Source organism: Rhodanobacter sp. OR92, assembly GCF_000427545.1.
Classification (GTDB): Bacteria; Pseudomonadota; Gammaproteobacteria; order Xanthomonadales; family Rhodanobacteraceae; genus Rhodanobacter; species Rhodanobacter denitrificans.
This window is the reverse complement of record NZ_ATYF01000001.1, coordinates 141027-165707: the sequence shown is the minus strand read 5'-3', so window position 1 is coordinate 165707 and position 24681 is coordinate 141027. Positions and strand designations below refer to the sequence as shown.

The window sequence follows — 24681 nt, the reverse complement described above, 5'->3', positions numbered from 1 at the left end:
TTCGCGACGGACAAACGCCTCTTCCGGGCCTCGGCCGCGCAGCCCTGCCTTGGGTGACCATGGGCCCGACCGGCAACCGCCCCTGGCCTTCCGGCCTATCGACACTGCGGACAGGGGTCGGCACCATGCCTGCCGATCCTCGAGGAGACGCGCAAAGATGGCTATCGGACCGACCTGGATACTCGCCACCGCCGCGCTGACGATCGTCGCCGGCCCGCTGGCGCTCGGGCTGGCCGGGTTCATCTCCGCCCGCGCCCCGCATGCCGCACCCGCGGCGCCCGTCCCGGGCTGGCGCCTCACGGCAGCCTCGACCCTGCTCTACGTGCTGGCCTTCAACCTGACGTTCTTCCTGCAGGAACTGGCCCTGGTGCTGCCGAAGGCGCTCACGCCTGGCCTGCAGCCGACCCTGTACCACAATAACCACAGCTGGGAAGGCACGAACCCGCTCGCCGCCCTGTTCCAGGGCACCGGTGCGCTGGCGACGCTGGCGGTCGGCCTGTTCTGCCTGTGGCTGCTGCGGCGCCCGCGGCCATGGTCGAACAGCACCCGGCTGGTGCTGTTCTGGATGGCCTATTGCGGCTGCTTCATGGCGCTGCCGCAGGTCGTCGTCGGAGCGCTCAGCCCGGGCAGCGACGTCGGCATGGCGATGGGCTATCTGCAGCTCGACGCCGGCGCCCGCCTCGGCGCGGGCCTGCTCGCGCTTGGCCTGATGCCGCTGGTTGCCCTGCTGCTGCGCCAGCCTGCGCTCGCGATCGCGGATTCGCCGGCAGCCATCGGCAGCCCCGGCGCCCGCACGCGGTTCGTGTTCCGGACCGCGACGCTGCCCGCCCTGCTCGCCACCGCGCTGGTCATCCCGTTCCGCATCCCGCGCGAGTGGCTGGAGGTCGTCCTGGTGCCGCTGCTGGTGGTGCTGCCCGGCATACCCTGGATCCAGGCGGGGGCCTGGCGCACGCGCGGGGCCGCGGCCAACGGCGCGGCGACCACCTGGCCGCTCGCCTACCTGTTCGCCGCCGTCGTGGCCTTGCTGCTGTTCTTCCAGCTCGTGCTCAGGGCGGGCATCCGGTTCTACTGACCAGACACCGCCCTCCTGCGCCGTCGAAACACGCCCCGGCCGCGCGGCGCGTGTCGATCCACGCGCTGGCCATTCGTCGCAGGCATGAACGGCACCCTCGCCGCCCTTGAACCAGGAGAAACGACATGCGCAGCAAGAACACGATCTGCCTCTGGTATGACGGCACCGCGCTGGAGGCCGCGACGTTCTACGCCAGGACGTTTCCGGACAGCGCCGTGGGCGCCGTCCACCGCGCGCCGGGCGACTATCCGGCGGGCAAGCAGGGCGACGTGCTGATGGTGGAGTTCACGGTGATGGGCATCCCCTGCCTGGGCATGAACGGCGGCCCCGGCGTCCCGCACACCGATGCGTTCTCGTTCCAGGTAGCCACCGACGACCAGGCCGAAACCGACCGCCTGTGGCACGCGATCATCGACCACGGCGGCCAGGCCAGCGCCTGCGGCTGGTGCAAGGACAAGTGGGGCCTGTCGTGGCAGATCACCCCACGTGCGCTGATGGCCGCGGTCACCGACCCGGACCCCGCCGTCGCCAAGCGCGCGTTCAACGCCATGATGGAGATGACGAAGATCGACATCGCGGCGATCGAGGCGGCACGGCGCGGCTGACGACGGCCGCGGTCGGCCTCGCCCTCGGGGAGAGCGCACAAGCCAGCCGGGCGTCGTTGCCCATCAAGCCACCAGGAGCCGCCCATGGTCCCCACCATCACCGCCTTTGAAAGCTCGCCCGATCGCGGCCGCGGCCTCGCGCGCGACATGCGCGTGCGCTGGGCGCTGGAAGAAACGGGTCAGCCTTACGAGGTTCGCCTCGTCTCGTTCGAGGCGATGAAGAACCCCGCGCACCGCGCGCTGCACCCGTTCGGGCAGATTCCCACCTACGAGGAAGGCGAGCTGGCGCTGTTCGAGTCCGGTGCCATCGTGTTCCATATCGCCGAACGCCATGCGGGCCTGCTGCCGGACCAGGCGAATGCGCGGGCGCGCGCCATCATGTGGATGTTCGCCGCGCTCAACACGGTGGAGCCGCCGATCCTCGAACTGCAGACCGCCAAGTTTGCCGAAGCCGACCAGCCATGGACCACCGAACGCCTGCCGCTCATCAAGGAGCGCATCCGCACCCGGCTGGGCGAGCTTGCCGTTCGCCTGGACGAGGCCGACTGGCTCGACGGCGGGTTCAGCGCAGGCGATCTCATGATGGTGCACACGCTGCAGCGGCTGAAGCCCTCGGGCCTGCTGGACGGCTACCCGAAGCTCGCCGCCTACGTCGCCCGCGGCGAAGCGCGGCCGGCCTACCAACGCGCCTTCGCCGCGCAGCTGGCGGTGTTCACCGGGAAGAACTAGGGCCTGCGTTCGGCTACTAGAAAAAATCGACGCTGCTTCCCCGCATTGTCCGGCCCCGGCCTGCCCCGCCTCTGATCAAGCCGGGGGCGCCTCTCTATACTTGCAGCCCCGCCATCGCCCGGTCCGGTGCCACGCCCATGCCACGCCTACGCCTTGCCGAACCGCTCGTGATGCTGGCGACCGTGGTGCAGTGGCTGGCGCTGTCGATGCTGACCGGCGCCGTGGTCGGCGTGGGCTGCAGCGTCTTTCTCCACCTGCTGTTCGCCACCGAGGGCCACGTTTACGCCGTGCCGCTGGGGGTGCAGATGAGCCTGCTGGTCGTGGGTGGCTTCGCCAACGGGCTGTTGCTGCATTACGGCTATCGGCTGAGCCGCAGCGGCTACAGTGATTCGCCGATCGTTGCGGTGAACGAGCAACGCGGCAGGATGCCGTTCCGGACCCTGTGGGTGAAGCCGGTCGCCGCGCTGATCACCCTGGGCTGCGGCGGCTCGGCCGGCAAGGAAGGGCCGTGCTCGCACATCGGCGCCAGTCTGGCGGCCGGCATCGGCCGGGTGCTGCACCTGAACCCCGAGCTGCGCAAACGGCTGCTGGCGTGCGGGGTGAGCGCCGGCTTCGCCAGCGTGTTCGGCACCCCGATCGCCGGCGCCATCTACGGCGTGGAGATGCTGGCGATCGGCCGCATCCGCCACGACTTCCTGTTCCCCGGCATCGTGGCCGGCGTCACCGCGTTCCAGGTCAGCAAATACCTGGGCGTGCCCTACCCCCATTACCACATCGCCTTCATCAGCGACTTCACCGAGCTGCTGTTCCTGAAAACCGTGCTGATCGGCATCCTGTGCGGCGCGGCCGCGTGGGTGTTCGTCGAGCTGTTGCAGCAGGCGAGGCGGCTGTTCGGGCGTCTGCGCGATCGCTACGTGCTGTGGCCGCCGCTGGTGCCGCTGCTGGGTGGCGTGGTGCTGGCCCTGCTGGTCATGGTCGTGCCGTCCGATTACCTCGGGCTGAGCCTGCCGATCATGGAACGCGCCCTGCACGGCGAGACGATGCCGTACCTGGGTTTCCTGTGGAAAGCCCTGCTGGTGGCGATCACGCTGGGCTCGGGCTTCTATGGCGGCATCGTGACCCCGCAGTTCGTGATCGGCGCCGTGCTGGGCGGCGCGTTCGCGCACCTGCTGGGGCTGGCACCGGCGCTGGGCGCGGCGGTGGGGCTGGTGGCCGTGGTCGCCTCGGCATCCAACGCGCCGATCGCCGCCATCCTGATGGGCATCGAGCTGTTCGGCGCCGATTCGACGCTGTACGTGGCCGGCGCCTGCGTCGCCGCCTATCTCATCATCGGCCACCGCAGCGTCTACCCCGCCCAGCAGATCGCGTTCAGCAAATCGTCGTGGATCTTCGCCCACACCGATCTGCCGGTCGGCCAGGAGAAGACCCGCCTGTCGTACGGCTTGCTGCGCTGGTGGAGCAAGCGCCGCCGCGCCCTGCAAGGCCCAGGGCGGCCGGGAGCGGCGAAAGGGGAACGTGACCGATGACACCGCGGACCACAGGCAATCAGCCGCGTCCTTTCTGATCGCTTTTTCTATTCCAGGCTCAGGTCGTAGATCACCGTGGCCGGATCCCGCGGATCCAGGCGGCGCTGGAATCCGATGTTCGCCGCAAGGCGATCGCCGCCGCCGGATCGGCTCGGGGCATAGGCGCGCATGTGCCGCATGCCGCGTGCCCTTGCCGCGGCGATCAGGTGGCGCATCAGGAAGGAACCGACACCGCGCTTTCGCCATTCGTCACTCACCGTGAGCGAAGCATCGCAGCTGTCGCCGGCGGCATTGACATGAAACTGCGCGGCGCCGATCTGATGCTCGCGTCCCCGCTGCGAGACCAGGGCGATGAAGCCCACGGCGCAGGCCGGATCGAGACAGGTGAGCTCGCGCGCCACCTCCGGCGTCGGGTCGCGGACCAGGCCGAGAAAGCGCGAACTGCGGAACGCGGGCGACAGATGGGTGAGAAATTCAAGCTCGAGCTCGGCGTCCTGCTCGCCGATCGACCGTATCTGCACGGTCGTGCCGTCCTGCAGCTTCTCGTTCCAGCCCTTGCCCGGGGGTGCGTCGGTCTGTGCCATGACATGCTCCGTCATCAAGCAATCAAGCAGGTGCTTCAGCCTAGCAGTTGCCTCTTGCGGTCAATTGACCAGCATCAATGGAGCGGGCGTTGCCGCGCCGCTGGCGGAACCGGGCGGGCCAAGTCGAGCTGGCTCCGCTGGTTGCCCTGCACGTGCCGGGCAAAAAAGCGCCGCCCCGGCGTCGGCCGTCGCCACCGACCAGATGGCAGCGACATGGCTCTTCCCGGCCACGGGCACCAAGGTCCTGTCGGCCGAGCCGGCCGCAGCAGAATCGGCACGCCCTTCCTCGATGGGAATGGCCTCGACCCGCTTTCCCGCGCACCACCCACCATGGTCGGTGGTAGCGCCGCAGTTCCTCGGCGTCGCCCACGCCGTCCTTCACGCTGACCGCAACCCCCGCGTTGCCCGCCTCCACGAAGCGCAACCATCGCCATGGCAGACATTCCCCCAACGCCCCACGTAGCGGCCACGACAAACTCGCCACTCGTTGGGAAGCCGAACCTGACCCTTGTTTCGCCTGACCTGCCGCCATGATGCATGCATAACCGCCTGGCGCGGTACGCACGACGCATACGGCGGCGGCAGCGCACGAAGTGGACCGGATTCCCGGATCGCCGGGGCGTGGCTGACGGCCGCCATGGGTCTTGGCCAGCGCACGGGCACGGATCGCATGCCAGCGATACCGGTGACCATCTTTTCATGACTTCGCACCCCTCAACGACGCGGCCGGCTTCGTTCAGGAAAATCGCCAACACTGGTTGCGGGCCGGTGCATGCGCACCGCAAGTGCGGACAGGCCGCAGGCCGGATGCCGACCTTCGTTTTCGGTATCGCTTTTGTTGATCCCAGTCAACAGCCATCCATGCCGATGAACCGAATATCCGGGTGTTGCCACACTCCCGGCGACATCCCTGCAACTCGAGGCGAGGCTACTTCCATGCGAATCAGATACGTATTCATGTCCGGTATCTCTGCGTTTTGCCTGCTCGCCACCCTGCCGGCATTTGCCTACCAGAGCGGCGGCGGCCAGCGAGGTGGCCAATCCGCACCTGTCGGACAGCCGGCAGGCGGCATGATGCAGCGGGATCAGCTGCACACACAGGACCGAACCACGCAGAAGGATCGCAGCCAGATCTATGGTTCCCAGCTGATGACTCCGGCCGAGCGCAAGGCGTATCGCGACCAGATGCGCAGCCTGAAGACGGCCCAGGAGCGCGAGGCGCTGCGAAAGCAGCACCATGAGCAGATGCAGAAGCGTGCTGCCGAACGTGGCATGAGGCTGCCCGACATGCCGCCCGGGCAGGGTGCGGGCATGGGTCCGGGTGCCGGCATGCGGCAAGCTACGCAGCAACAGACTATGCAGCAACAGCAAAACCAGGGCACGGAAAAGCAGGTCGAGCAGAAGCAGAGCACCGAGCAGCGGACCCGGCAGCAGAAGGATGACGGCAATCGCTGACCGCAAGATGTCTCGCACCGTGCCCGGCGCCGGTGGTTGCACCGGCCCACGCGCCCTGGCATCGACAGCCGCGGCCGACGACTGCGGTCGAACCAGGACGACAGATGGGGCGACGACCCCGACGACATCGCCGGGGCGTCCGTTCCGCGCCGCGTTCCCCGCATCTCCATGGTTTCCTTGATACGCCACAGACATTGATGATCTCGATTGACACCCAACTGCGGAGGGTCAGCACATGCCGTCGATCAAGCTGGTTTCACTGATGGTTCTCGCCTCCCTGGCAACAGGCCAGGCATGGTCGCAAACCGCATTGATGAAGCAGGCCCAGGGCCTGTTCAAACCGATACCCGCCAACGCGCCGCCATTGGCGGGCAATGCGGCGACCCCGGCCAAGGTGGAGCTCGGCAAGATGCTGTACTTCGAGCCCCGGCTGTCCGAAAGCCACGCCATCAGCTGCAATTCATGCCACATGGTCGGCATGGGCGGGGTCGACCTGCAGGAGACTTCGCTGGGTCATCGCTGGCAGCATGGCGGTCGCAACGCGCCGACCGTCTACAACGCGGTGTTCGACGTCGCCCAATTCTGGGATGGGCGTGCCAAGGACCTTGAACAGCAGGCCGGCGGTCCGCTGGTCAACCCGGTCGAGATGGACACCACCGAGGCACATGTCGTCGAACAGCTCAAGGGGATTCCCGGCTACGCCGCCGTGTTCGCCAAGGCCTATCCGGCCGTGCCCGATCCGATCACGTTCGACAACGTGCGCAAGGCCATCGCCCTGTTCGAGGCCACCCTGACCACGCCGAACGCGCCGTTCGATCGCTACCTCAAAGGCGACGAGAAAGCACTCGACGCGAACCAGCAGGAAGGCCTGGCGCTGTTCATCAACAAGGGCTGCGCGGCATGCCACAACGGCATCAACGTGGGCGGGGGCATGTACGCCCCGTTCGGCGTGGTCGAGCGGCCCGGTGCCGACATTCTCCCGCCGGGGGACAAGGGGCGCTTCGCGGTGACCAAGACGGTCAGCGACGAATACGTGTTCCGGGTACCCTCGCTGCGCAACATCGCGCTGACCGCGCCCTATTTCCACACGGGCAAGGTGTGGGACCTTCGCCAGGCCGTCGCGATCATGGGCAGCAGCCAGCTCGGCGCTAAGCTGAGCGACGAGGAGGTCGGCAAGATCGAGGTTTTCCTCGGGGCTCTGACCGGCGACCAGCCGAAGGTCGCGCTGCCGATCCTGCCGCCCAGCGTGGCGACCACCCCGCGGCCCAAGCCGTAACCTGCACGAAGAGGATGCCCGCATGGTCGTGAAATCGAGCCGCTACCACTGGGTGGTCCGCTACGCACACTGGCTGACCGTGCTGGCCATCGTGCTGGCCTACGCGCTGGTGGACCTTGTCGATGACGAGGGCTCCGAAGGGAACTCCCCGCCCTCGCTGATGCTGCAGGGCCATTACCTGGCCGGGCTGGCGGTACTGGCACTTCTGCTGCCGCGGATCCTCGCGCGGCTCGCCACCCCGGTACCGCCGATCGTGCCGGCGCCGAAGACCGTCATCGCCCTCGCCGCACACGGCCTGCACCTGGCGCTGTATGCGTTTCTGCTGGTGCAGCCGATCCTCGGCATCTTGCAGGTGAACTACGCCGGGCAGCTGGTCAGCTTGCCGTGGGTGGGCTGGAGCCTCCCTGCGCTGGTCGGCCCCGACCATGCGGCACATGAATTCGTCGCCGAGGTCCACGAGACACTCGGCGAGGTGTTCTATTGGGTCATCGGTGCCCACATCGCCGCCGCGCTGTGGCATCACTTCCTGGTTCGCGACAACACGTTGCGACGGATGCTTTGAGCCGGGACGGATTCGGCAAAGAACCGGCTGCATGGAGTTCGCCGGCAATTTCCCCTTGCCCCGCTCGGTGGGCCGTGCCGCTTCCCTGGCGGGCCGTGCGGCAAGCTCGGTCGCCGCGGCTCTACCGCCGGCGCGCCGGGTTTCGGCGGCGCCGCGGAAACAGGAAGGCCCGGCGCATGAGGTGGTTTGCCTCATGCACCGGGCCGCATGGTGCCGCTGTTGCGTGTCGTGCCGGATCGTCAGAGCGTGGCGGGCACCGGCTCGGGCGAAGCGCGCGAACTAGGTGGCCGTCAAAGGTCCGGCGACCTTGTACGTACTGAGGATGATGCCGGACGGAAATGCTTGCGTGCTGACGAGCTCGAAGGAGCGTGGCGGGGTTCCTTCTGCAAAAAAGCGCTTGCCCTTGCCCAGCAGGACCGGATAGACGACCAGCAGGACTTCATCCGCCAACCCATGTTCGAGCAGCGTCGATGTCAGCGTGGAGCTGCCCGAGAGAACAAGGCTCGGGCCGTCCTGCGACTTGATGCGGCGAACGCCCGCGACGAGGTCCGGTCCAAGGCCCTCGAACGGGCCCCATGCAAGACTTTCCGGACGATGGGTAGCGACATATTTCGTCGCCGCATTGAGGGCGTCCGCCATCGGACTGCCCGGCGCCTTGGGCCAGAAGCCCGACCAGATATCGTAGGTGAGACGGCCAAGCAGCAGATCGAAGCTCGCGCCATACGCGGCGAGGATCGCATCCCGACCAGCAGGGGTCCGATAGGGCGCGGTCCAGTCGCTATAGGGGAAATCGCCGTCATCATCGGAGTGCTGGATCACGCCATCCAGCGAGATGTGTTCCATGATCTTGAGCTTTCTCATTGGAATCTCCGTGTTCCGGGGTTGGCGTTTCTATTCCGTTGGCATGACGAGGAATTCGCGCACCTCGACCGATGCGCGGCAAGCGACGACGGCTTTGCGGCCCCACGCCAGGGCCTCATCCATGCTGGCTGCGTCGAGTATCCAGAAGCCGCCGATGTATTCCTTGGCCTCGATGTACGGTCCATCGGTGACCACCACCTCTCCGCCGGGCCGCTTGCGCAGCGATTTCGCGAGGGACGCCGATTGCAGGCCGCCGGCGAAGAACCAGGCACCGGCAGCCGCCATCTCGTCATTGAGCGCCTGGATGTCGCGGACCATCGCATCGTCTTCAAGCGACGGGTCGTAGTTGTCGGGGTGGTGGATCGCCACCAGATATTGCGGCATGTCTGTTCCTCGGATGATCTGCAGGCTGACTGGTCACCGGCCTTCACTGCAGCGACGAACGGCCGCAACCGATTTCGACAACCGATCGGGATGTTGTTTCCGACCCCGGGCGTTTGCCGGGTAGCAGGCGGCGGACAAGGCGAAGCTCGGGGTGCCGAAAAAGCTCGGGGCGTGAGGGCCCGCCCCGGTCGCGCGTCATGCTCATTCCTCGATGGCTTCGACACCCTGTTGCCTGAGCTCTTCGATGCGATCGAGCATCTGCTTGAGCCGCCCGGGCGAATGACCCTGCCAGTCCGCCACCTCGCCGACGACGCAGAACGGACTTCCGGAGCGATACGACCGGGTGATGTTGCCGGGGAATTTCTTGTCCGTCAGGTTGGGATCGTCCTCGATCGGCCCGGTGGGCTCCACGATGTCGATCCGCCCCCGCCCTGCCCCCACGGCCAGCTCGGCGCCCCCGGTGGCGACGTCCAGTGTCGCCCTGGCGTAAAGCACGATCTGGCAAGCGATCGCCGCGACTCTCAGCTACTGCCAGGTTGGATGCTGCCGCACGACGTGCGACGCGCTGCCCATGGGCAAACACGCGGGCAGCGCAAGATAGGCGGCCCACTCTTCACGCACACCGGGTTTCGTCCGGTGCGAGGGCTCCAACTCCTGCGCATTCACGTCTCTGTTGATGTCTCGCAGCTTCTCCACGTCGCGGACGATGGCATCGCCCATGATCGACAGCGTGACGTCGGATAACTCGGCGTGATCGCTGCACGTCACCACATTGCCAAGGGCCCGCAGGCTGCTCAGCAGCAGGTTGATCTCGTCGACCTGATCCAGGGTGACGCCGAAGAGGAAGCGGTTGCCGGCCTCTTCCATCACCGGCTCGGCGGCGTCCGGTTCTGCAGCTTGCGTGCAAGCCTCCGCTTCCGCTTCCGCTTCCGCTTCCGCTTCCGCCTCCGCATCGGCCTTGGGTGCAGCCGCCCTCTCGCCACGCTCGGCCGGCCAGGAGAGTTCGTCCAGCACCTGAGCGATCTGCTCCTCCAGCAGTTCCAGGCAGATCGCCACCTCGCCCGGGCGAATCTCCGAGAACCATTCCTGATCCTCGTCCGGCCTGCGCGGTCGCGCCAGGTTGGTCAGGAACCCCACGTACTCGCGTAGCTGCTTCAGCCGCAGCTGGCTGTCCTCCGGCAGGAAATAGCCCGTCGTTCCCAGATCATCCGAATCGAACGTCGACATGGTCGCCTCCTCGTTCCATGAAATGCCGTCGGAAGCAGGAGTCAGGGAAACAGGGGCAGAGTCGGCTCTACGCCCCTTCCTTCAACAAATGCATTCCGACGCCCGTTATCACCCCCACCATCCATGGCCATAATCCAACTATAAATTGCCCATGTCAACAACCATAAATGGCATATCCGCAAATGCGCGTGCGCAACAATGGACCGCACGTGCCAAGCCTCGCCGCGCGCAAGCGCGGGGACGATGCGACAACCAGGAATTGGAATGGCAGCACCCTACGAGCACTTCGCGAACCGCCTGCGCAAGGCGCTGGACCGGACCGATTTCGTTCCTGGGCGCGGAAGGACAAGTGCCCTGGCCGCCCGCTACGCGGTATCGCGGGAAACCGCCCGCAAGTGGCTCACCGGCCTCGCCCTGCCCGAGCTCCCGCGCATCATCGAACTGGCCAAGGATTTCGACGTCAACCTGGAATGGCTTGCCACCGGACGAGGCCCCATCGCGCCGGGCGTGGGTGAAGCCAGCGCCCTCTATCGTCGCCTGAGCGACAACGAGAACCACCTGCTCGATGCATTCCGCAAGCTGCCCGAATCGAAGCGGCAGTTGCTGGTGAAGTTCCTTTCCTGAAGACGAGACAAAACAGTGTCGAGGACAATCAACGAATAGGGAAGAATGGTGGATTCAACTACGAAGTGCACCACGGTTGAAGGAAGCATCGAAGACTTGCTGTGGTGTACCGAAGCCTAAACGTTTTCGGTGCCGCCGGTTGATCTTGTCTTCAATCGCCTGGATGTCGGCATCGGTGTAAGCACCGAGATCGCACCGCTTTGGCAGGTACTGCCGCACCAATCCGTTGGTGTTCTCGTTGCTGCCGCGCTGTCACGAGGAGCACGGGTCGGCGAAAAAGCTCTTCGCGTGGAGGGCGATATCGATCACCGCGTGTTCGGCGAATTCACTGCCGTTGTCCCAGGTCAGGGTGTGCACGCGAGTCTGTAAGGGATGCAGGGCGTGGACGACGGCGCGCATGACCGTGTCCGCCTCGCCGTTGGGTACGCGACGCATCCGCAGCAGGCCAGATTTGCGGTCGACCAGGGTCACCACGCGCGAGAGCCCCTTGCCCACGATGGTGTCGCCCTCCCAGTCGCCCACCCGTTTGCGGCTTTCCACGATGGCCGGTCGCTCAGCAATACGCCGTCCACGGAAGCGCTGCCGCGGTGTGCCGCAACGATGGCGGCGCCGTTGCTTGCGGCAGCGCAGGTGCCGCCAGAGCTTGCCGCCACGCTGACGATCGGCCGCGATGTGTTGATAGATGCGTTCGTGGCTGATGGATACCTCGTTGGCGATCTGCGCGGGACTCCACTGCTCAGCGACCAGGCGTGCCTCCACAGCAACCCACTGATCCGGGTGAATCCGCGCCAGCGTGCTCGCAGCACGCCGCCGTGTTGCGCTCTGGCAATGGGCGGGTCGTGCTTGATACTTGCCTTCATCGCTTGCGTTACACCGAAGCTCCCGGCTGATCGTGGTCGCCGCGCGCTGCATCTGCGCACCGATCTCGCCGGCCGAGAAGCCACCGTTGTGAAGGTGCTGAATCTGGTAGCGTTCGTCTTGGCTCAGATGCGCGTAGCTCATGTGCAGTTCCACTTGGCGGTGAAGCTGTGCAGGCTACCGCGCCTGAGCCGCTCTACCGCATCGGGTGGTGCACTTCAGAATTGAATTCGCCACTCTTTGTCGTCAATTGCCTCCAATAGCGCCACTTTTTTCCGTTCGTGTTTGTTCCGTACTTACGGGCTCGGGCGGGAAAAATGTAAGTACGATGTTTCGCCGAAAGACGCTTTCGAATCCTTTGTACGGCAAGTTTTCGGTTCGCAACACGGCATTCACGACCGAACGTCGCCCCTGATCGTCATACGGGCAGCTTGTGTCCGCCGTGGCACTCTCGACCTTGCCACCCGGCAACTGGACAACATTGACCCTGCATGTCGCCTTGGGCAAACCATCGGGTAAAAGCCAGTTCTTTGTCACCGCTGTTTGAATGGCCAATGCATAACTGTCCATAAGGGAATTTCCCGCCACACCGGGCGACCTGCCTATCGTCGCGGAGGCCTGATCCATCCGCTTCAAAAGCCCAGCCATCCGAGTCAACTCGCACTCTTTTACGGTCATCTCTGGTCTGCACTTGGATTCGCCACCAGAAGGAACATCGCTTTGCTGACCCGACGTGCTCACTGCCAACCCAGCCAAACCGGCCGTCAGTGCAAAGTTCACCGGTTCCCGTACGTAACAGGCTACGGGCTGGCGATATCGGGTACAGGGCGCATACTTCCAGTTGCTCACCGCGGCAAGAGCGCTGGCATCAAGTTCAGGATATCCGCTGCTGCTCTCAACCTTCGCATCCTCGACCTCGCCGTTGGACGTCAGGACGGCCAATACGACAACACGTCCTTGATGGCGTGCGGCAACCGCTTCCTTGGGATATTGCGCAGGGTGTGCGCGCTGATAGGTCAGGTCTATGCCTGCCGGCAGGATTCCTGCCGAAGGAGGGGGAGGGGCGCGCGGCCTGGTCGGATCCAGCATGATTTGAGGTAGCGCGATCCCGCGCTTGGTCAACGTCGGCAGTATCCCTTCGACCCGCATCTGACTGGCGAGTAACTTGCTTGCTTCGAGCTGTGCCGGCGTCATCAAGCCGGCAACCACCTTGCGGTTTCTGGCTGATCCGCCGGCGACTCCGCTACTGGCATCAAGGGTGGGTGCGGAGAGCACGAGCAATGCATAACCCACCGCCACGTCCCTTGGCACTCCGCGTCCTGAGGCATACATGAGCCCGAGGTCGGTTTGCGCATAGGCGTTTCCGCCGGTGGCTGATGCGAAAAACCAACCCGCAGCCTTGGCGAAATCTTGTGCTGTGCCCAACCCTCTCAAATACAGCATACCCAGATTGCTCTGCGCAGCGACGTCCCCTTGCTCTGCGGCCTTGCCCAGCCACTCGAACGCCTTGGCGTAGTCCTGGTCACCGCCCTTACCATCCATGTACAGATGCCCAAGGCGGCTCTGGGCCGGACCAAACCCTTGAGTGGCAGCCTTGAAGTACCACTGACGGGCTTGAGTGACGTCCTTTGTTACACCCAATCCCTGTTGGTACATCGAGCCAATATCAGCCTGCGCGGCAGCAACTCCCTGGGTCGCCAGCGGCCGCAATTCGACGAGCGCGACAGCGTAGTCGCCGCGTCGGATCGCCGCTTCGCCTGCCACCAGATCGGAGGCATGCGCGGCTCCGATCGTCCATAGCAACATGCAACCGAGGATCAGTCCCTTTGCTTTCATCGAGATACTCCTGCTCGCTTGCACATTGGAAGATGTCTACCACGCGTCATTCATCAGCTGCACGCGTCGCCATCCTAAAAAGGGGACTCCTAAAAAGGGAACGGAAGCAATTATCCGAGTTTAATTACCGTCCCCTCATCGGCAGCTCGCCTTCTTGTCCTTCAGCAGCCACCTTTGGCAGGCACGATCTTGAGATAGTCGACATCGATGTCTTTCGGAAGGTTGGGGTACGCCCGGGAGAGATATGCCCGGGCATCGTCAACGGTGATCGACGGATCGCGGGTGATGCCGAAGCGGCCGTCTCGCTGAAAAATGCCGATCGAACCGACGAAGGTGACCCTGCCCGGGTGCGCATGAAAGGCTGGAACACTGACGCCTTTTGTGACCACGAAGCTTTCGCCGCCGATACCGTCGGGCAGGATCTGGCCGATGCCATAGTCCTCCGTTCCAACGCGCGGCTTCAGCTTGAGTACGATGAACTTGTTTTCCGACCACACGTTGGCGACATTGATGAGCCCCGTGCAATTCCACGACGAGTCGTCAAGCTCACCCTTGAACACCGACAATCTGACCCGCTCGGAAACTCCAAGAACGATGAACGTATCACCTTGTAAGTAGGGCAGCGTGGGTCGCGCCTGGCTATTTTGAATGCAGCCACTCAGTCCCGTCGTCATTGCCAGAAGCACGCACATCCAACTTGGTTTCACGTCAGGTCCTTGTGGCTAGTGGCCTATCCGGAAGAGCATCGAGCAGGGACAGAGCCACTTGATGGAACAAAAAGGGGCTGAAACCTGGGTCAGAGTCGACTTCCAGGGGATCGAAGAACGGTGTCCGAAGAACGGTGTCAGGGACAATTTGACGACTCCTGTTGCCGCCCCGAAATTGTCCCTGACACCTTTTCGACACCTTTTCGGATTTTTTTTAGGCGGCTCGCGAGCGTTCTTCGTCCAGATTGATGGTCTTCAAACGCTCGCTGAAGAACATGACCTCATCTCCGACGTAGCGCCGCTGCGCCGTATAGTTCAAGCCGTAAGTGAAGGATGAGGAGAATGCATACATTTCCTGAATTTCATTCACGTTGTCGTAGGAAACTATCCAAGGCCTACGGAACCGGTTGCTAGCCATAAGCCGAGCTATTCTTGCGTGGTCCTCGTGTTTGTAGAAGTTGCGATACAAGCCTGCACCTTTGACGTAGTAGGGCGGATCTAGATAGACCAGGGACTTACTAGGAAGGAAATGATGGCAAGTCAGTAGAAGTGCATGCGCATCTTCTTCGTATACGTGCACACGTGTTGCTTGCTCCCCGATGCGCGTCAACCTTTGGCAAAGATCATCTCGCATGAACCGCGCGTCCAACTTGTATGCGCCGCTCTGCGCTTTTCCGCCAATCACTCCACCCTTGAGGATTCCTGAGCGATTAGTGCGATTCATGAACAATGTGGCGAAACCACGTTCCAGTTCGCTGGCTTGCGTGATGCCTAACATCACCGACCGCCAATGATGCCAAGCATCCATATTGACAGGCTGAGTTGCCACCATAGAAACGAGTTTCTTGTTCTGGTGTATGACTGATCGCCAAAAGACAGCAACCGCTGGGTCTACGTCATTGATGTGGATTGCATCGACCACGTTGTCCAACAAAAGGATGAGTGCAAGACCCGCCCCGCCGGCATAGGGCTCAAAGTAGTGCCCACCATCAAGCCCGTTGTCACGCATCAGGAGCTCGATCAAGGAGGCGAATCGGGCTTTGCCTCCCGGATACCGCAATGGTGTGTAAAGCTTGTTTGAGTACATAAAGATAGAAAGACCGAGTTAGGGAGAGCCTATTGGGCTACTTGAGGCGGCGCGATGTTGCCGCTACAGCTTTCTCGAACTCGTCAAGAAAGTGATCAACTACTACGGAATGATGAGCAATCCACGTATTGAGTATTCCCCACCGTTTCAACTTCTCCCAGTGGCCTGTCCACCAACTTTTGCTGGAATCCCGATCGTTACTTTGTCCGGTATTGTCCGGAAAGAACGCCGCCAAGAGCTTGTCGCTAGACGGGTTAGGCGGGCTTAGCTGGAGAAGTGCTTGTCGGAGGTGGCCGTCAGTTGCCGTTATCATTGAACGAATGAAGTTCTTGATGACGTTCTCAGGCGAGCGATCGGTACCGGAGGCTCCCGCCGGGCACGGTAGCTTCAACGTGTTCTTTCGTCTCGCTGCCCTTTCTGGTATCGAAGTATCGGCGTCAACGATCAATACCCGGTCTTTGAAAATGGGATCGTGATCCGGAAGCTTGATCAGGTTCGATCCGCCTACACCCAAGCCAATTGGCCGAATCCTTACGCCGTATTTGTTGCCAAGAGCGGCCTTCCTAGCGGCCGGAACCAAAGCATCGAAGAACTGCTTACCTTCTTCGTCTTCAAAGTACACACCGAGAACTGGCTTCGAAGCTTTGACGGGCATGTCCTCTCGAAGAGACATATCGTCGATGATGGCTTGGAGTGACTGATCTTCTGCGATGCGAGGAGTGGTTGTGTCCAGCAAATACACCACTGTATCCGGAGCGCGCCGATCCCCAGCCCCATCCGGATGAATTGCCTCAATCAGGCGCGGAGAATGCGTAGTAGCAATGATCTGCAAGTTAAGCTTCTTTGCATATGCCTTTAGATTTTTTGCGAGGCGATCAATTGCATGCGGGTGAAACCCGACGTCCAACTCATCGATGACCAAGAGGCCACCTCTATAACCTGCATCATGCTCACGCTTAAGTTTGCTGAATGATGCGAGAGCTGTAGCGATACTCCCAAGGCTATCCTGACCCATCGACACGGCAAGGGCATCGTGATGCTTGTAGCCAGGTTGGCTGGTTCGCTTATTCGCGCCTTTAATACTTTGCTCGGTGACGTCAGTCGTGACCTCGACTCCAAGAATCACGGCATTCATGAAGTCAACCATGACTTTGCGATCATCAACATGCATAGTTGACTCACTGACTGCCACGTCGCGGTCATTAGCTTCGCCAATCGACGCAAGCCGACGAATGCCGAGGTAAAGCGTGGGAAGAGGGATCTTGGCATCTTGTCCGACCGGATCATTATCCGCTCGGTCGACGGTTCTCGGAACGACGCGCGCGCGCTTCTCTTTCACACGCTTTGTCATCGCGCATCGCTTCCTGACAATAACTCCTTCAACATCGGAGACAACTATTGGCTGAGAGGATAATTGTTTTTGCGAAGGCTCTACTTCGTCCAGGGCCAGATATACGATCTTCTCGATGTTCGCGTAGAAGTGATCGCCGAAGTAGCTCTTGGGCCCCTCCGTTAATCCAAAAGTGTTCGTGAGAAGTCCAAGAATCGTGGACTTCCCGATGCCATTGTGGCCTGCTATCAATGTCAACCTTTCGGCAATCGAAAGCTTCAGATTGGATAGCTTACGAAATGGGGGATGACCGAACTCGATCGACCGCACCAAGATCCTTGAATCGTTATTTGTTGCCACGATTTGGGTTTTTGCCATGATTCGAGCTCCCCTGCAGCTTCGTTGGCGTCCAGCTTGTCTTTCAGGATTCTAAGGCTTGTTACCCGTTCTTCCTCGACCAGCCCCACTCGCACTAACACTCATCAGTCAAACCAGCACCCCGCCTCATCATCTCGCGCTTTCTCGCTTTCTTACGCGCGTATAGAAGAGAGCGGGTTCATTCCGCGACCGTTTTCACCGGGTCAAACCATCGGCAACTTCAACCCCTGCTCTTTCGCACACTCCACCGCAATCTCATACCCCGCATCCGCATGCCGCATCACGCCAGTCCCCGGATCATTCCACAACACTCGCGCAATCCGCTTGTCCGCCTCAGCCGTGCCGTCGCACACGATCACGATGCCGGAGTGCTGCGAATACCCCATCCCCACCCCACCCCCATGATGCAACGAAACCCACGTCGCCCCACCGGCCACATTCAACATCGCATTGAGCAACGGCCAGTCGGACACCGCATCGCTGCCGTCCTTCATCGCCTCGGTTTCGCGATTCGGTGAAGCCACCGAGCCGGAGTCGAGGTGATCGCGCCCAATCACCACCGGCGCCTTCAACTCCCCGTTGCGCACCATCTCGTTGAACGCCAGCCCCAGCTTGTCGCGCAGTCCCAGCCCCACCCAGCAGATACGTGCCGGCAAACCCTGGAAGCTGATGCGCTCCTTCGCCATGTCGAGCCAGTGGTGCAGGTGGGCGTCGTCGGGGATCAGCTCCTTCACTTTCTGATCGGTCTTGTAGATGTCTTCCGGGTCGCCGGAGAGCGCGACCCAGCGGAACGGGCCGATGCCGCGGCAGAACAGCGGGCGCACGTAGGCGGGCACGAAGCCGGGGAACGCGAACGCGTTGTCGCAACCGACGTCCTGCGCCATCTGGCGGATGTTGTTGCCGTAGTCGAAGGTGGGGATGCCTTGCGCATGGAACGCGAGCATCGCTTCCACGTGGGTCTTCATCGACAGCTTGGCCGCCCGCGCGGTGCCGACCGGGTCGTTCTTGCGGCGCTCGAACCACTGCTCCACCGTCCAGCCCTGCGGCAGGTAGCCGTTGACCGGATCGTGCGCGCTGGTCTGGTCGGTGACGGCATCGGGGCGCACGCCGCGGCGCACCAGTTCCGGCAGCACGTCGGCGGCGTTGCCGAGCAGCGCGATGGATTTCGCCTCGCCGGCGGCGGTGTACTTCGCGATGCGCGCCAGCGCGTCGTCGAGGTCGCTGGCCTGCTCGTCGACGTAGCGGGTCTTCAGGCGGAAGTCGATGCGGCTCTGCTGGCACTCGATGTTGAGGCTGCACATGCCGGCCAGCGAAGCGGCCAGCGGCTGCGCGCCGCCCATGCCGCCCAGGCCGGCGGTGAGCAGCCACTTGCCCTTGAGCTTGCCGCCGTAGCTCTGCCGGCCCATCTCGACGAAGGTTTCGTAGGTGCCCTGGATGATGCCCTGCGAGCCGATGTAGATCCACGAGCCGGCGGTCATCTGGCCGTACATCATCAGGCCCTTTTTATCCAGCTCGTTGAAGTGCTCCCAGGTGGCCCAGTGCGGCACCAGGTTGGAGTTCGCGATCAGCACGCGCGGCGCGTCGGCATGCGTGCGGAACACGCCGACCGGCTTGCCGGACTGCACCAGCAGGGTCTCGTCGTCGTTCAATTCACGCAGCGCTTTCAGGATCGCGTCGAAGCACTCCCAGTTGCGCGCCGCCCGCCCGATGCCGCCGTACACCACCAGCTCGGCCGGGTTCTCCGCCACCTCGGGGTCGAGGTTGTTCTGCAGCATGCGGAACGGCGCTTCGCTGAGCCAGCTCTTGCAGGAAAGCTCGCTGCCGCGCGGTGCGCGGATGGTGCGGGTGGTGTCGATGCGGGTGGGTGCGTTCATGCCTGGAAACTCCGATAAGACAGACTCCGGAGTATAGGCCAGCACCCGCACGGGTCGAACCCGCCGCAGGCGGGTCAGGCGGCCGTTGGCAACTGCAGGCGCGGGAATGCCATGGTCATCGTGGTGCCGTGGCCCGGCACAGATTCCACGTCGACAAAACCACCCACCTGGCGCACCACCCCGTACACCTGGGCCAGGCCCAGGCCAGTACCGGCGCCTTCGGCCTTGGTGGTGAAGTAAGGCTCGAACAGGCGCTCGCGCACCGCTTCATCCATGCCGCTGCCATCGTCGGTGACAGCCAGGGTGACGTAATCGCCCGCCGGCCGCGGCGTGCTGTTCTCGGCTTCGCTGACGGTCAGCTCGCCGAGACGAACCCGGATCGCACCCTGCCCGTGGCAAGCGTCGCGCGCGTTGGTGCACAGGTTGATGAAGGCCTGTTCGATGGAATGCCTGTCACCCAGGGTCGTCAGTTCCGCGCCGGCCGGTTCGACCTGGAAATCCATGCCGGCCCCCAGGCTGTGGCGGGCGAAGCCCTCGATGTCGTGGACGATCGCGACCAGCTCCACCGGCTCGGCTGTATGGCGGTGCACGCGGGCAAACGCCAGCAGCCGCTTGGCCAGCACCGCTGCGTGCTGCACGCCGTCCATGCTGTAGCCGAGCAGGCGGCGCTGGGTAGCGGTGAGGTTGCCTGGATCGTCCTGGATGCTGCTCAACGCCACGATGGCTATCTGCAGCATGTTGGCGAAGTCATGCGAGAGACCCGCCACCAACTGACCGATCGCCTCGTTCTTCTGCGCCTGCTGCGAGGCGTGCTCCGCCACCGCCTGTGCCGCACTGGCCAGGCCCAGTTGCAGCTTCAGCGAGTGCTCGCGACCGGCCGCTTCCTGCTGGAATATCCGCGCACGCGCCAGTTGCCGGGCCAGCGCCTCGTTGCGGGCGGCACCGTTTTCGCCAGCCAGTTCGCTGAGGCTGAGCCGGTTGTGCAGGCCGTGGATCACCCGATCCAGCGCCAGCTTGGCCTGCACCGGCTCGTTGATGTCGTGGCTGATCACGGCGATGCCATCGACCTGGCCAGCCGCATCCAGGTAAGGATGCACGCTGACCAGCCACCAGCCGTCGTCGCCGCTGGCCGACGGCAGGATCTGGGTGAATTGCATCGACTGCCCGTTGCGCGCGGCGACCAGCGCCGCCTCGATCGCGGCATGCGTCGGCTCGGGCCAGAACCTGGCCAGTGGCTGGCCGATCGCGGCAACCGGATCGGCGATGCCCAGCGCGGCACGGCCGCTGTCATTCATGTACACGACACGGCCGCACACATCCAGCTCGTGCACACCGTCGAGGGAAAATCCAATCAACTGCCGGTAGCGTTCGAGATCGTTCATGCGTGGCTGGCCGCCGAGGAGGCCTAGCATAGACACAATCCGCCCCTCACTGCGTGTTTACGCCAGGCAGGCCATGGTCGGACATCATCTGCCGAGATCAGCCATGACCCACGTGCAGAACAGGACCATCCTGCTGGCCGAGGACGACCGCAGCGCACGGGAGGTCACCACCATCGTACTGGAGGCCGAGGGATACCATGTCCTCACTACCGCCAACGGCACCCTGGCGTTGAAGCTCCTGCTGAGCGACGCCACGATCGACCTGCTGATAAGCGACATCCACATGCCCGGCGGCATCGATGGGATCGAGCTGGCGCAGCGCACGCAGATGAATCGGCAGATCCGGATCATGCTGATCTCGGCCGACCCCCGCAGCAGCTTCCCCTATTTCCCGGAAAACGTGGCGTTTCTCGCCAAGCCCTACGATCGCCGCGCCCTGCTCGGCGCAGTGGACGGCCTGCTGCGCAACACCGGCAGCTGACGACGAACGCACGGACGGCTCGTACAGGGAGGTGGTGGGCTCACGCCTGATTCCGTGAGCGCTCGATCGCCTGTCGCTGCTGCTGGGCACGTCGTTGCGGCTGCCGCCGATCTTTCCGGCCAGCCCGGGCGCGTTCGCCGTGCTGCGCCACCTGCACACTTGGTTCGCGATGCTGCTGTTCCTGACGTTCCTGGCGCACATGGCGGCGGCGCTGTACCACGGCCTGAAGCGCCGCGACGGCGTGCTGTCGGGCAGGCTCGGCCGACGTCGAGGCGGCACTGGCACGTCGTCGGCTGTCGCGGGAAGCTGCCGCACCGCGCCACGAACGAGGAGAACACCGATGCCACGCCGAGCCGGGTTGTTGCTGTTGCCGTTATGGATCGCCTGCGCGCCAGCCGCGTTCGCTGCCGCGCCGCCGGCGGCGGGTACGCCCGCATGCCAGGTCTGGCAGCGCGAGCTGTCGTTTGCGCAGAGCGTGCAGCGACACGACGCAGCGGCGTTCGCCGAGCACGTCATGGCGGACGCGATCTTCGACGCGAACACGCCGCAGCCGACGCGCGGGCTGGCCGCGGTGCGGCAGCACTGGGCCGCGTTCATCGCGGGCAAGACGCAGCGGGTGGACTGGTACCCGCAGCAGGTCGTGACCTCGGGCGACGGCACGCTGGCGTATTCCAGCGGTGCTTACCTGTTCGAGAATCCGGCGCCGGGCGCGACGCCGCGTTACGTGGCCGGCCGCTTCGCGACGGTGTGGCGCCGCGCCGGCGATGGCGCCTGGCGCGTCGTATTCGACGGCGGCGACGCCGGCCGGCCGGCGAGCGACGCGGATGTCGCCGCGTTCCATGCCGGCCGCCGGCCCGATTGCCCGGCCGCCGCAGGCACGCGCTGATCCGTGCCGGCCGGTACGCACGCCCCGGGCGGTCCTGGACCGCTGCCCGGCCCGGCCAGCGCGCCGATTGACCGCGCCATGGCGCCGGCACAGACTTCCTGCCGGGAACCCCGGCGTGACCGTCACAAGTCACTGTGAGGAGGTTGTCATGCGTACCGCAGGCCTGAAAAAACCGAGCTGGAAAAACGGAGCCATCGTCGCCGCTGCCCTGTTCGCCGTCGGAGGCGGCGTGAGGGCCGCGGAACACCCGGCCATGAGCGATGCGCAAATGATCGCGAGCGCGATGCACGCGGCGCCGGCACGCGTCGCGAAGGACGCGACGATCATGGCAATGGGTGCGGATGGCACGATGCGCACGTTGCGCAAGGGCACGAACGGGTTCACCTGCATGCCGGACAACCCGTCCACGCCGGGGCCGGACCCGATGTGCATGGACCAGAACGCGCTGGAATGGATCAACGCGTACATGGCGAAGAAGACGCCGCCGACCGGCAAGCTCGGCTTGATGTACATGCTGGCCGGCGGCACGGACGCGAGCAATACGGACCCGTACGCGCAGAAACCGGACAGCAGCAATCACTGGATCAAGACCGGACCGCACGTGATGATCGTCGGCGCGGATCCGGCGTTCTATGCGAACTATCCGAAAAGCGCCGATCCGGATACGGCGGCACCGTACGTGATGTGGGCCGACACGCCGTACGAGCACCTGATGGCGCCGATCAAGTGAAATGCCGCAACGAAACACATGCACCGCTTGCGTGGATCGATCACGCGAACTGATGTCCAGGCCGGTCGAGCGTACCGTCCCGACCGGCCCGTTTGCATGCCGCTGCCCGCGCCGCGGACCACGATAGCCAGCCTGCGCCATTGATGTCCGAAAACGGCGAGTGCGGCCACGGCGGCGGTGTTAGCCTGCCGCCATGAACGAACTGCCCACCCTGCCCGCCACGCATGTCTGCGAACAGGCCCGACTGAGCCGCGACGCGCGCTTCGACGGCCTGTTCTTCACCGCCGTCGCCAGCACCGGCATCTACTGCCGACCGGTATGTCCGGCGCCGGCGCCGAAGCGCGAGAACGTGCGCTACTACGCGAACGCGGCCGCCGCGGAAGCGGCCGGCTTCCGGCCGTGCCTGCGCTGCCGGCCGGAACTGGCGCCGGGCAACGAGCAGTGGCAGCGCGGCGATCATGTGGTGGCGCGCGCGCTGAAGCTGATCGAGGCCGGCGCGCTGGCGGAGCAATCGCTGGACGCACTGGCGGCGCGCGTCGGCATCGGCGCGCGGCAGTTGCGCCGGCTGTTCGTCGAGCGCATCGGCGCGCCGCCGGTCAGCGTGCACACGACGCGCCGACTGCTGTTCGCGAAACAGCTGCTGACCGAGACCGCGCTGCCGGTGACGGAAGTCGCGCTCGCCTCCGGCTTCCGCAGCCTGCGCCGGTTCAACGCGGCGTTTGCGCAGGCGAACCGCATCGCGCCGCGCGAACTGCGCCGGCACCCGCGCGCGGCAGTCGGCGCGGCGCTGCTGCTGCGGCTCGGCTACCGGCCGCCGTATGCGTTCGACGCGCTGCTCGCGTTCCTGCGCACGCGCGCGCTGCCAGGCGTGGAACAGGTCGACGAACACAGTTATGCGCGCGTGTTCGGCCCGGCGGACGCACCGGGCTGGCTGCGCCTGAGCGCGTGGCCGGGCGGCGAGCATGCGCTGCAACTGCAGCTGCACTGCCCGCAACCGACGCAGCTGCTCGGCGTGGTGACGACGCTGCGGCGGATGTTCGACCTGGACGCGAACCCGCAGGCGATCGCGGACACGTTCCGCCGCGACGCCGTGCTCGGCCCGCTGGTGACGCGCCACCCTGGCCTGCGCCTGCCCGGCGGCTGGGACGGTTTCGAGATCGCGGTGCGCGCGATCCTCGGCCAGCAGATCAGCGTGGCCGCGGCGCGCACGCTGGCGACGCGCGTCGTGCAGCGCTGGGGCGAACCGCTGCCGGCGGCGCCGCTGCCGGGGCTGGAACGGTTGTTCCCGACGCCGGCCGATCTCGCGCAGGCAGACCTGCGCGAGATCGGCCTGACCACGACGCGCGCCGCGACGATCAGCGGTATGGCGCAGGCGCTGCTGGACGGCCGCGTGGATTTCCGCGCGGAGCAATCGCTGGATGCGTTCGTGGCGCGCTGGGTCGCGCTGCCCGGCATCGGCGCATGGACCGCGCATTACATCGCGATGCGCGCGCTGAGCGACCCGGACGCGTTCCCGGCGGCGGACCTGATCCTGCGCCGCGAGGCGGCGCCGGATGCCGCGCCGCTGAGTACGAAGGCACTCACCGAACGCGCGGACGCGTGGCGGCCGTGGCGCGCGTACGCCGTCATCCACTTGTGGCGCGGCGCATCGGAAGCACCGTCGCCGGCACGCCGGAAAAAACCGGAGGCGACCGCATGACGAACGAACCCGACACCGTTTACTACGACGAGATGGACAGCCCGGTCGGCACGCTGCGCCTGGTCGCGGACGGCCGCGGCCTGCGCGAGGTCTGGTTCGAGCGCGAACGCCATCCGAAGAAGGCGCACCCGGGCTGGGTCCGCGAGGCCACGCCGCTGAAGTTCGCGCGCGTGCAGCTGGAGGAATACTTCGCCGGCGAGCGCCAGCACTTCGAGCTGCCGCTGCACCCCGTCGGCACGCCGTTCCAGTTGGAGGTGTGGCATGAGCTGGGGCGGATTCCGTACGGCGTCACGATCAGCTACGGCGAACTGGCCCGGCGCATCGACAAGCCGCTGGCGGTGCGCGCGGTCGGCGCCGCGAACGGGCGCAACCCGCTGCCGATCGTGCTGCCGTGCCACCGGGTGATCGGCGCGGACGGCAGCCTCACCGGCTTCGGCGGCGGCCTGCCGACGAAACGCTACCTGCTGGATCTGGAACAGCGCACCGCGCACGGCGACCTGTTCGGCTGAAACTGAAGCCCCGTGGGAG

25 protein-coding genes are annotated in these 24681 nt (G+C 64.7%); 13 read left to right on the top strand and 12 right to left on the bottom strand.

Annotated elements, in window-relative coordinates:
- The first annotated feature begins 157 nt into the window (after positions 1-157).
- The 4 genes from RHOOR92_RS0100815 to RHOOR92_RS0100800 all read left to right on the top strand — a co-directional run bounded on the left by RHOOR92_RS0100815 (position 158) and on the right by RHOOR92_RS0100800 (position 3932).
- On the top strand, positions 158-1072 hold the full coding sequence (locus RHOOR92_RS0100815; RefSeq protein WP_027489318.1) for a hypothetical protein: 915 nt from the start codon (positions 158-160) through the stop codon (positions 1070-1072).
- Positions 1073-1197: 125 nt separating this feature from the next.
- The gene (locus RHOOR92_RS0100810; RefSeq protein WP_027489317.1) at positions 1198-1677 is read left to right on the top strand and encodes a VOC family protein; all 480 of its coding nucleotides are present in this window, start codon (positions 1198-1200) and stop codon (positions 1675-1677) included.
- An 84-nt stretch (positions 1678-1761) separates the two neighbouring features.
- A complete protein-coding gene (locus RHOOR92_RS0100805) occupies positions 1762-2406 on the top strand; it encodes a glutathione S-transferase family protein (protein WP_007511091.1) in 645 nt (214 codons plus the stop codon).
- 137 nt (positions 2407-2543) lie between these two features.
- Complete coding sequence (locus tag RHOOR92_RS0100800) at positions 2544-3932, top strand: chloride channel protein (RefSeq protein WP_015448044.1); 1389 nt, start codon at positions 2544-2546, stop codon at positions 3930-3932.
- 47 nt (positions 3933-3979) lie between these two features.
- Here the strand turns inward: RHOOR92_RS0100800 and RHOOR92_RS0100795 are convergent, their stop codons facing one another.
- Positions 3980-4516 carry a GNAT family N-acetyltransferase gene (locus tag RHOOR92_RS0100795; protein WP_007511087.1) on the bottom strand — a complete coding sequence of 179 codons (537 nt, stop codon included), beginning with the start codon at positions 4514-4516 and terminating at the stop codon, positions 3980-3982.
- Positions 4517-5473: 957 nt separating this feature from the next.
- Here RHOOR92_RS0100795 and RHOOR92_RS0100790 point away from each other — a divergent pair.
- The 3 genes from RHOOR92_RS0100790 (at position 5474) to RHOOR92_RS0100780 (ending at position 7809) form a co-directional block, all read left to right on the top strand.
- Positions 5474-5971, top strand: coding sequence for a hypothetical protein (locus tag RHOOR92_RS0100790; protein WP_231378276.1), 498 nt, complete (start codon positions 5474-5476; stop codon positions 5969-5971).
- A gap of 235 nt (positions 5972-6206) precedes the next feature.
- Positions 6207-7247, top strand: a complete 1041-nt coding sequence (locus RHOOR92_RS0100785) for a cytochrome-c peroxidase (protein WP_015448047.1) — start codon at positions 6207-6209, stop codon at positions 7245-7247.
- Positions 7248-7269: 22 nt separating this feature from the next.
- A complete protein-coding gene (locus RHOOR92_RS0100780; RefSeq protein ID WP_027489316.1) occupies positions 7270-7809 on the top strand; it encodes a cytochrome b in 540 nt (179 codons plus the stop codon).
- 279 nt (positions 7810-8088) lie between these two features.
- Here RHOOR92_RS0100780 and RHOOR92_RS0100775 read toward each other — a convergent pair whose 3' ends face one another.
- From RHOOR92_RS0100775 to RHOOR92_RS0100760, 4 genes are all read right to left on the bottom strand, one after another.
- The gene (locus tag RHOOR92_RS0100775) at positions 8089-8670 is read right to left on the bottom strand and encodes a dihydrofolate reductase family protein (RefSeq protein WP_027489315.1); all 582 of its coding nucleotides are present in this window, start codon (positions 8668-8670) and stop codon (positions 8089-8091) included.
- Positions 8671-8700: 30 nt separating this feature from the next.
- Entirely contained in the window at positions 8701-9054 is a 354-nt protein-coding gene (locus tag RHOOR92_RS0100770) for a YciI family protein (protein WP_007511076.1), read from the bottom strand.
- A gap of 201 nt (positions 9055-9255) precedes the next feature.
- On the bottom strand, positions 9256-9549 hold the full coding sequence (gene arr / locus RHOOR92_RS0100765; protein ID WP_007511074.1) for an NAD(+)--rifampin ADP-ribosyltransferase: 294 nt from the start codon (positions 9547-9549) through the stop codon (positions 9256-9258).
- A gap of 30 nt (positions 9550-9579) precedes the next feature.
- Positions 9580-10281, bottom strand: coding sequence for a hypothetical protein (locus RHOOR92_RS0100760; protein ID WP_027489314.1), 702 nt, complete (start codon positions 10279-10281; stop codon positions 9580-9582).
- 264 nt (positions 10282-10545) lie between these two features.
- Between RHOOR92_RS0100760 and RHOOR92_RS0100755 the strand changes: the two genes are divergently transcribed.
- Entirely contained in the window at positions 10546-10905 is a 360-nt protein-coding gene (locus RHOOR92_RS0100755) for a helix-turn-helix domain-containing protein (protein ID WP_007511070.1), read from the top strand.
- A gap of 252 nt (positions 10906-11157) precedes the next feature.
- Here RHOOR92_RS0100755 and RHOOR92_RS18230 read toward each other — a convergent pair whose 3' ends face one another.
- The 7 genes from RHOOR92_RS18230 to RHOOR92_RS18220 form a co-directional block, all read right to left on the bottom strand.
- A complete protein-coding gene (locus tag RHOOR92_RS18230) occupies positions 11158-11907 on the bottom strand; it encodes an IS30 family transposase (protein ID WP_231378275.1) in 750 nt (249 codons plus the stop codon).
- A gap of 102 nt (positions 11908-12009) precedes the next feature.
- Positions 12010-13599, bottom strand: coding sequence for a TonB family protein (locus tag RHOOR92_RS19085; RefSeq protein WP_081660190.1), 1590 nt, complete (start codon positions 13597-13599; stop codon positions 12010-12012).
- Positions 13600-13760: 161 nt separating this feature from the next.
- A complete protein-coding gene (locus RHOOR92_RS0100745) occupies positions 13761-14306 on the bottom strand; it encodes a hypothetical protein (RefSeq protein WP_231378274.1) in 546 nt (181 codons plus the stop codon).
- 214 nt (positions 14307-14520) lie between these two features.
- Positions 14521-15393, bottom strand: a complete 873-nt coding sequence (locus RHOOR92_RS18225) for a DNA adenine methylase (protein WP_015448051.1) — start codon at positions 15391-15393, stop codon at positions 14521-14523.
- A gap of 37 nt (positions 15394-15430) precedes the next feature.
- The gene (locus tag RHOOR92_RS19080) at positions 15431-17101 is read right to left on the bottom strand and encodes an AAA family ATPase (RefSeq protein ID WP_081660189.1); all 1671 of its coding nucleotides are present in this window, start codon (positions 17099-17101) and stop codon (positions 15431-15433) included.
- A gap of 203 nt (positions 17102-17304) precedes the next feature.
- On the bottom strand, positions 17305-18975 hold the full coding sequence (hutU, locus tag RHOOR92_RS0100730) for a urocanate hydratase (protein WP_027489312.1): 1671 nt from the start codon (positions 18973-18975) through the stop codon (positions 17305-17307).
- A gap of 74 nt (positions 18976-19049) precedes the next feature.
- The gene (locus RHOOR92_RS18220) at positions 19050-20357 is read right to left on the bottom strand and encodes a PAS domain-containing sensor histidine kinase (RefSeq protein WP_037114732.1); all 1308 of its coding nucleotides are present in this window, start codon (positions 20355-20357) and stop codon (positions 19050-19052) included.
- A 103-nt stretch (positions 20358-20460) separates the two neighbouring features.
- Here RHOOR92_RS18220 and RHOOR92_RS0100720 point away from each other — a divergent pair, with 103 nt between their 5' ends.
- The 5 genes from RHOOR92_RS0100720 (at position 20461) to RHOOR92_RS0100700 (ending at position 24662) form a co-directional block, all read left to right on the top strand.
- Positions 20461-20838: a response regulator gene (locus RHOOR92_RS0100720; RefSeq protein WP_027489311.1), complete on the top strand. Its 378-nt coding sequence runs from the start codon at positions 20461-20463 to the stop codon at positions 20836-20838.
- 94 nt (positions 20839-20932) lie between these two features.
- Positions 20933-21724 carry a nuclear transport factor 2 family protein gene (locus tag RHOOR92_RS0100715; RefSeq protein ID WP_231378273.1) on the top strand — a complete coding sequence of 264 codons (792 nt, stop codon included), beginning with the start codon at positions 20933-20935 and terminating at the stop codon, positions 21722-21724.
- A gap of 115 nt (positions 21725-21839) precedes the next feature.
- The gene (locus RHOOR92_RS0100710; RefSeq protein ID WP_231378272.1) at positions 21840-22454 is read left to right on the top strand and encodes a hypothetical protein; all 615 of its coding nucleotides are present in this window, start codon (positions 21840-21842) and stop codon (positions 22452-22454) included.
- A 193-nt stretch (positions 22455-22647) separates the two neighbouring features.
- On the top strand, positions 22648-24153 hold the full coding sequence (locus RHOOR92_RS0100705; protein WP_027489308.1) for a DNA-3-methyladenine glycosylase 2: 1506 nt from the start codon (positions 22648-22650) through the stop codon (positions 24151-24153).
- Positions 24150-24662, top strand: a complete 513-nt coding sequence (locus RHOOR92_RS0100700; RefSeq protein ID WP_027489307.1) for a methylated-DNA--[protein]-cysteine S-methyltransferase — start codon at positions 24150-24152, stop codon at positions 24660-24662. Before RHOOR92_RS0100705 ends, RHOOR92_RS0100700 begins: the two co-directional genes overlap by 4 nt.
- Positions 24663-24681 lie beyond the last annotated feature (19 nt).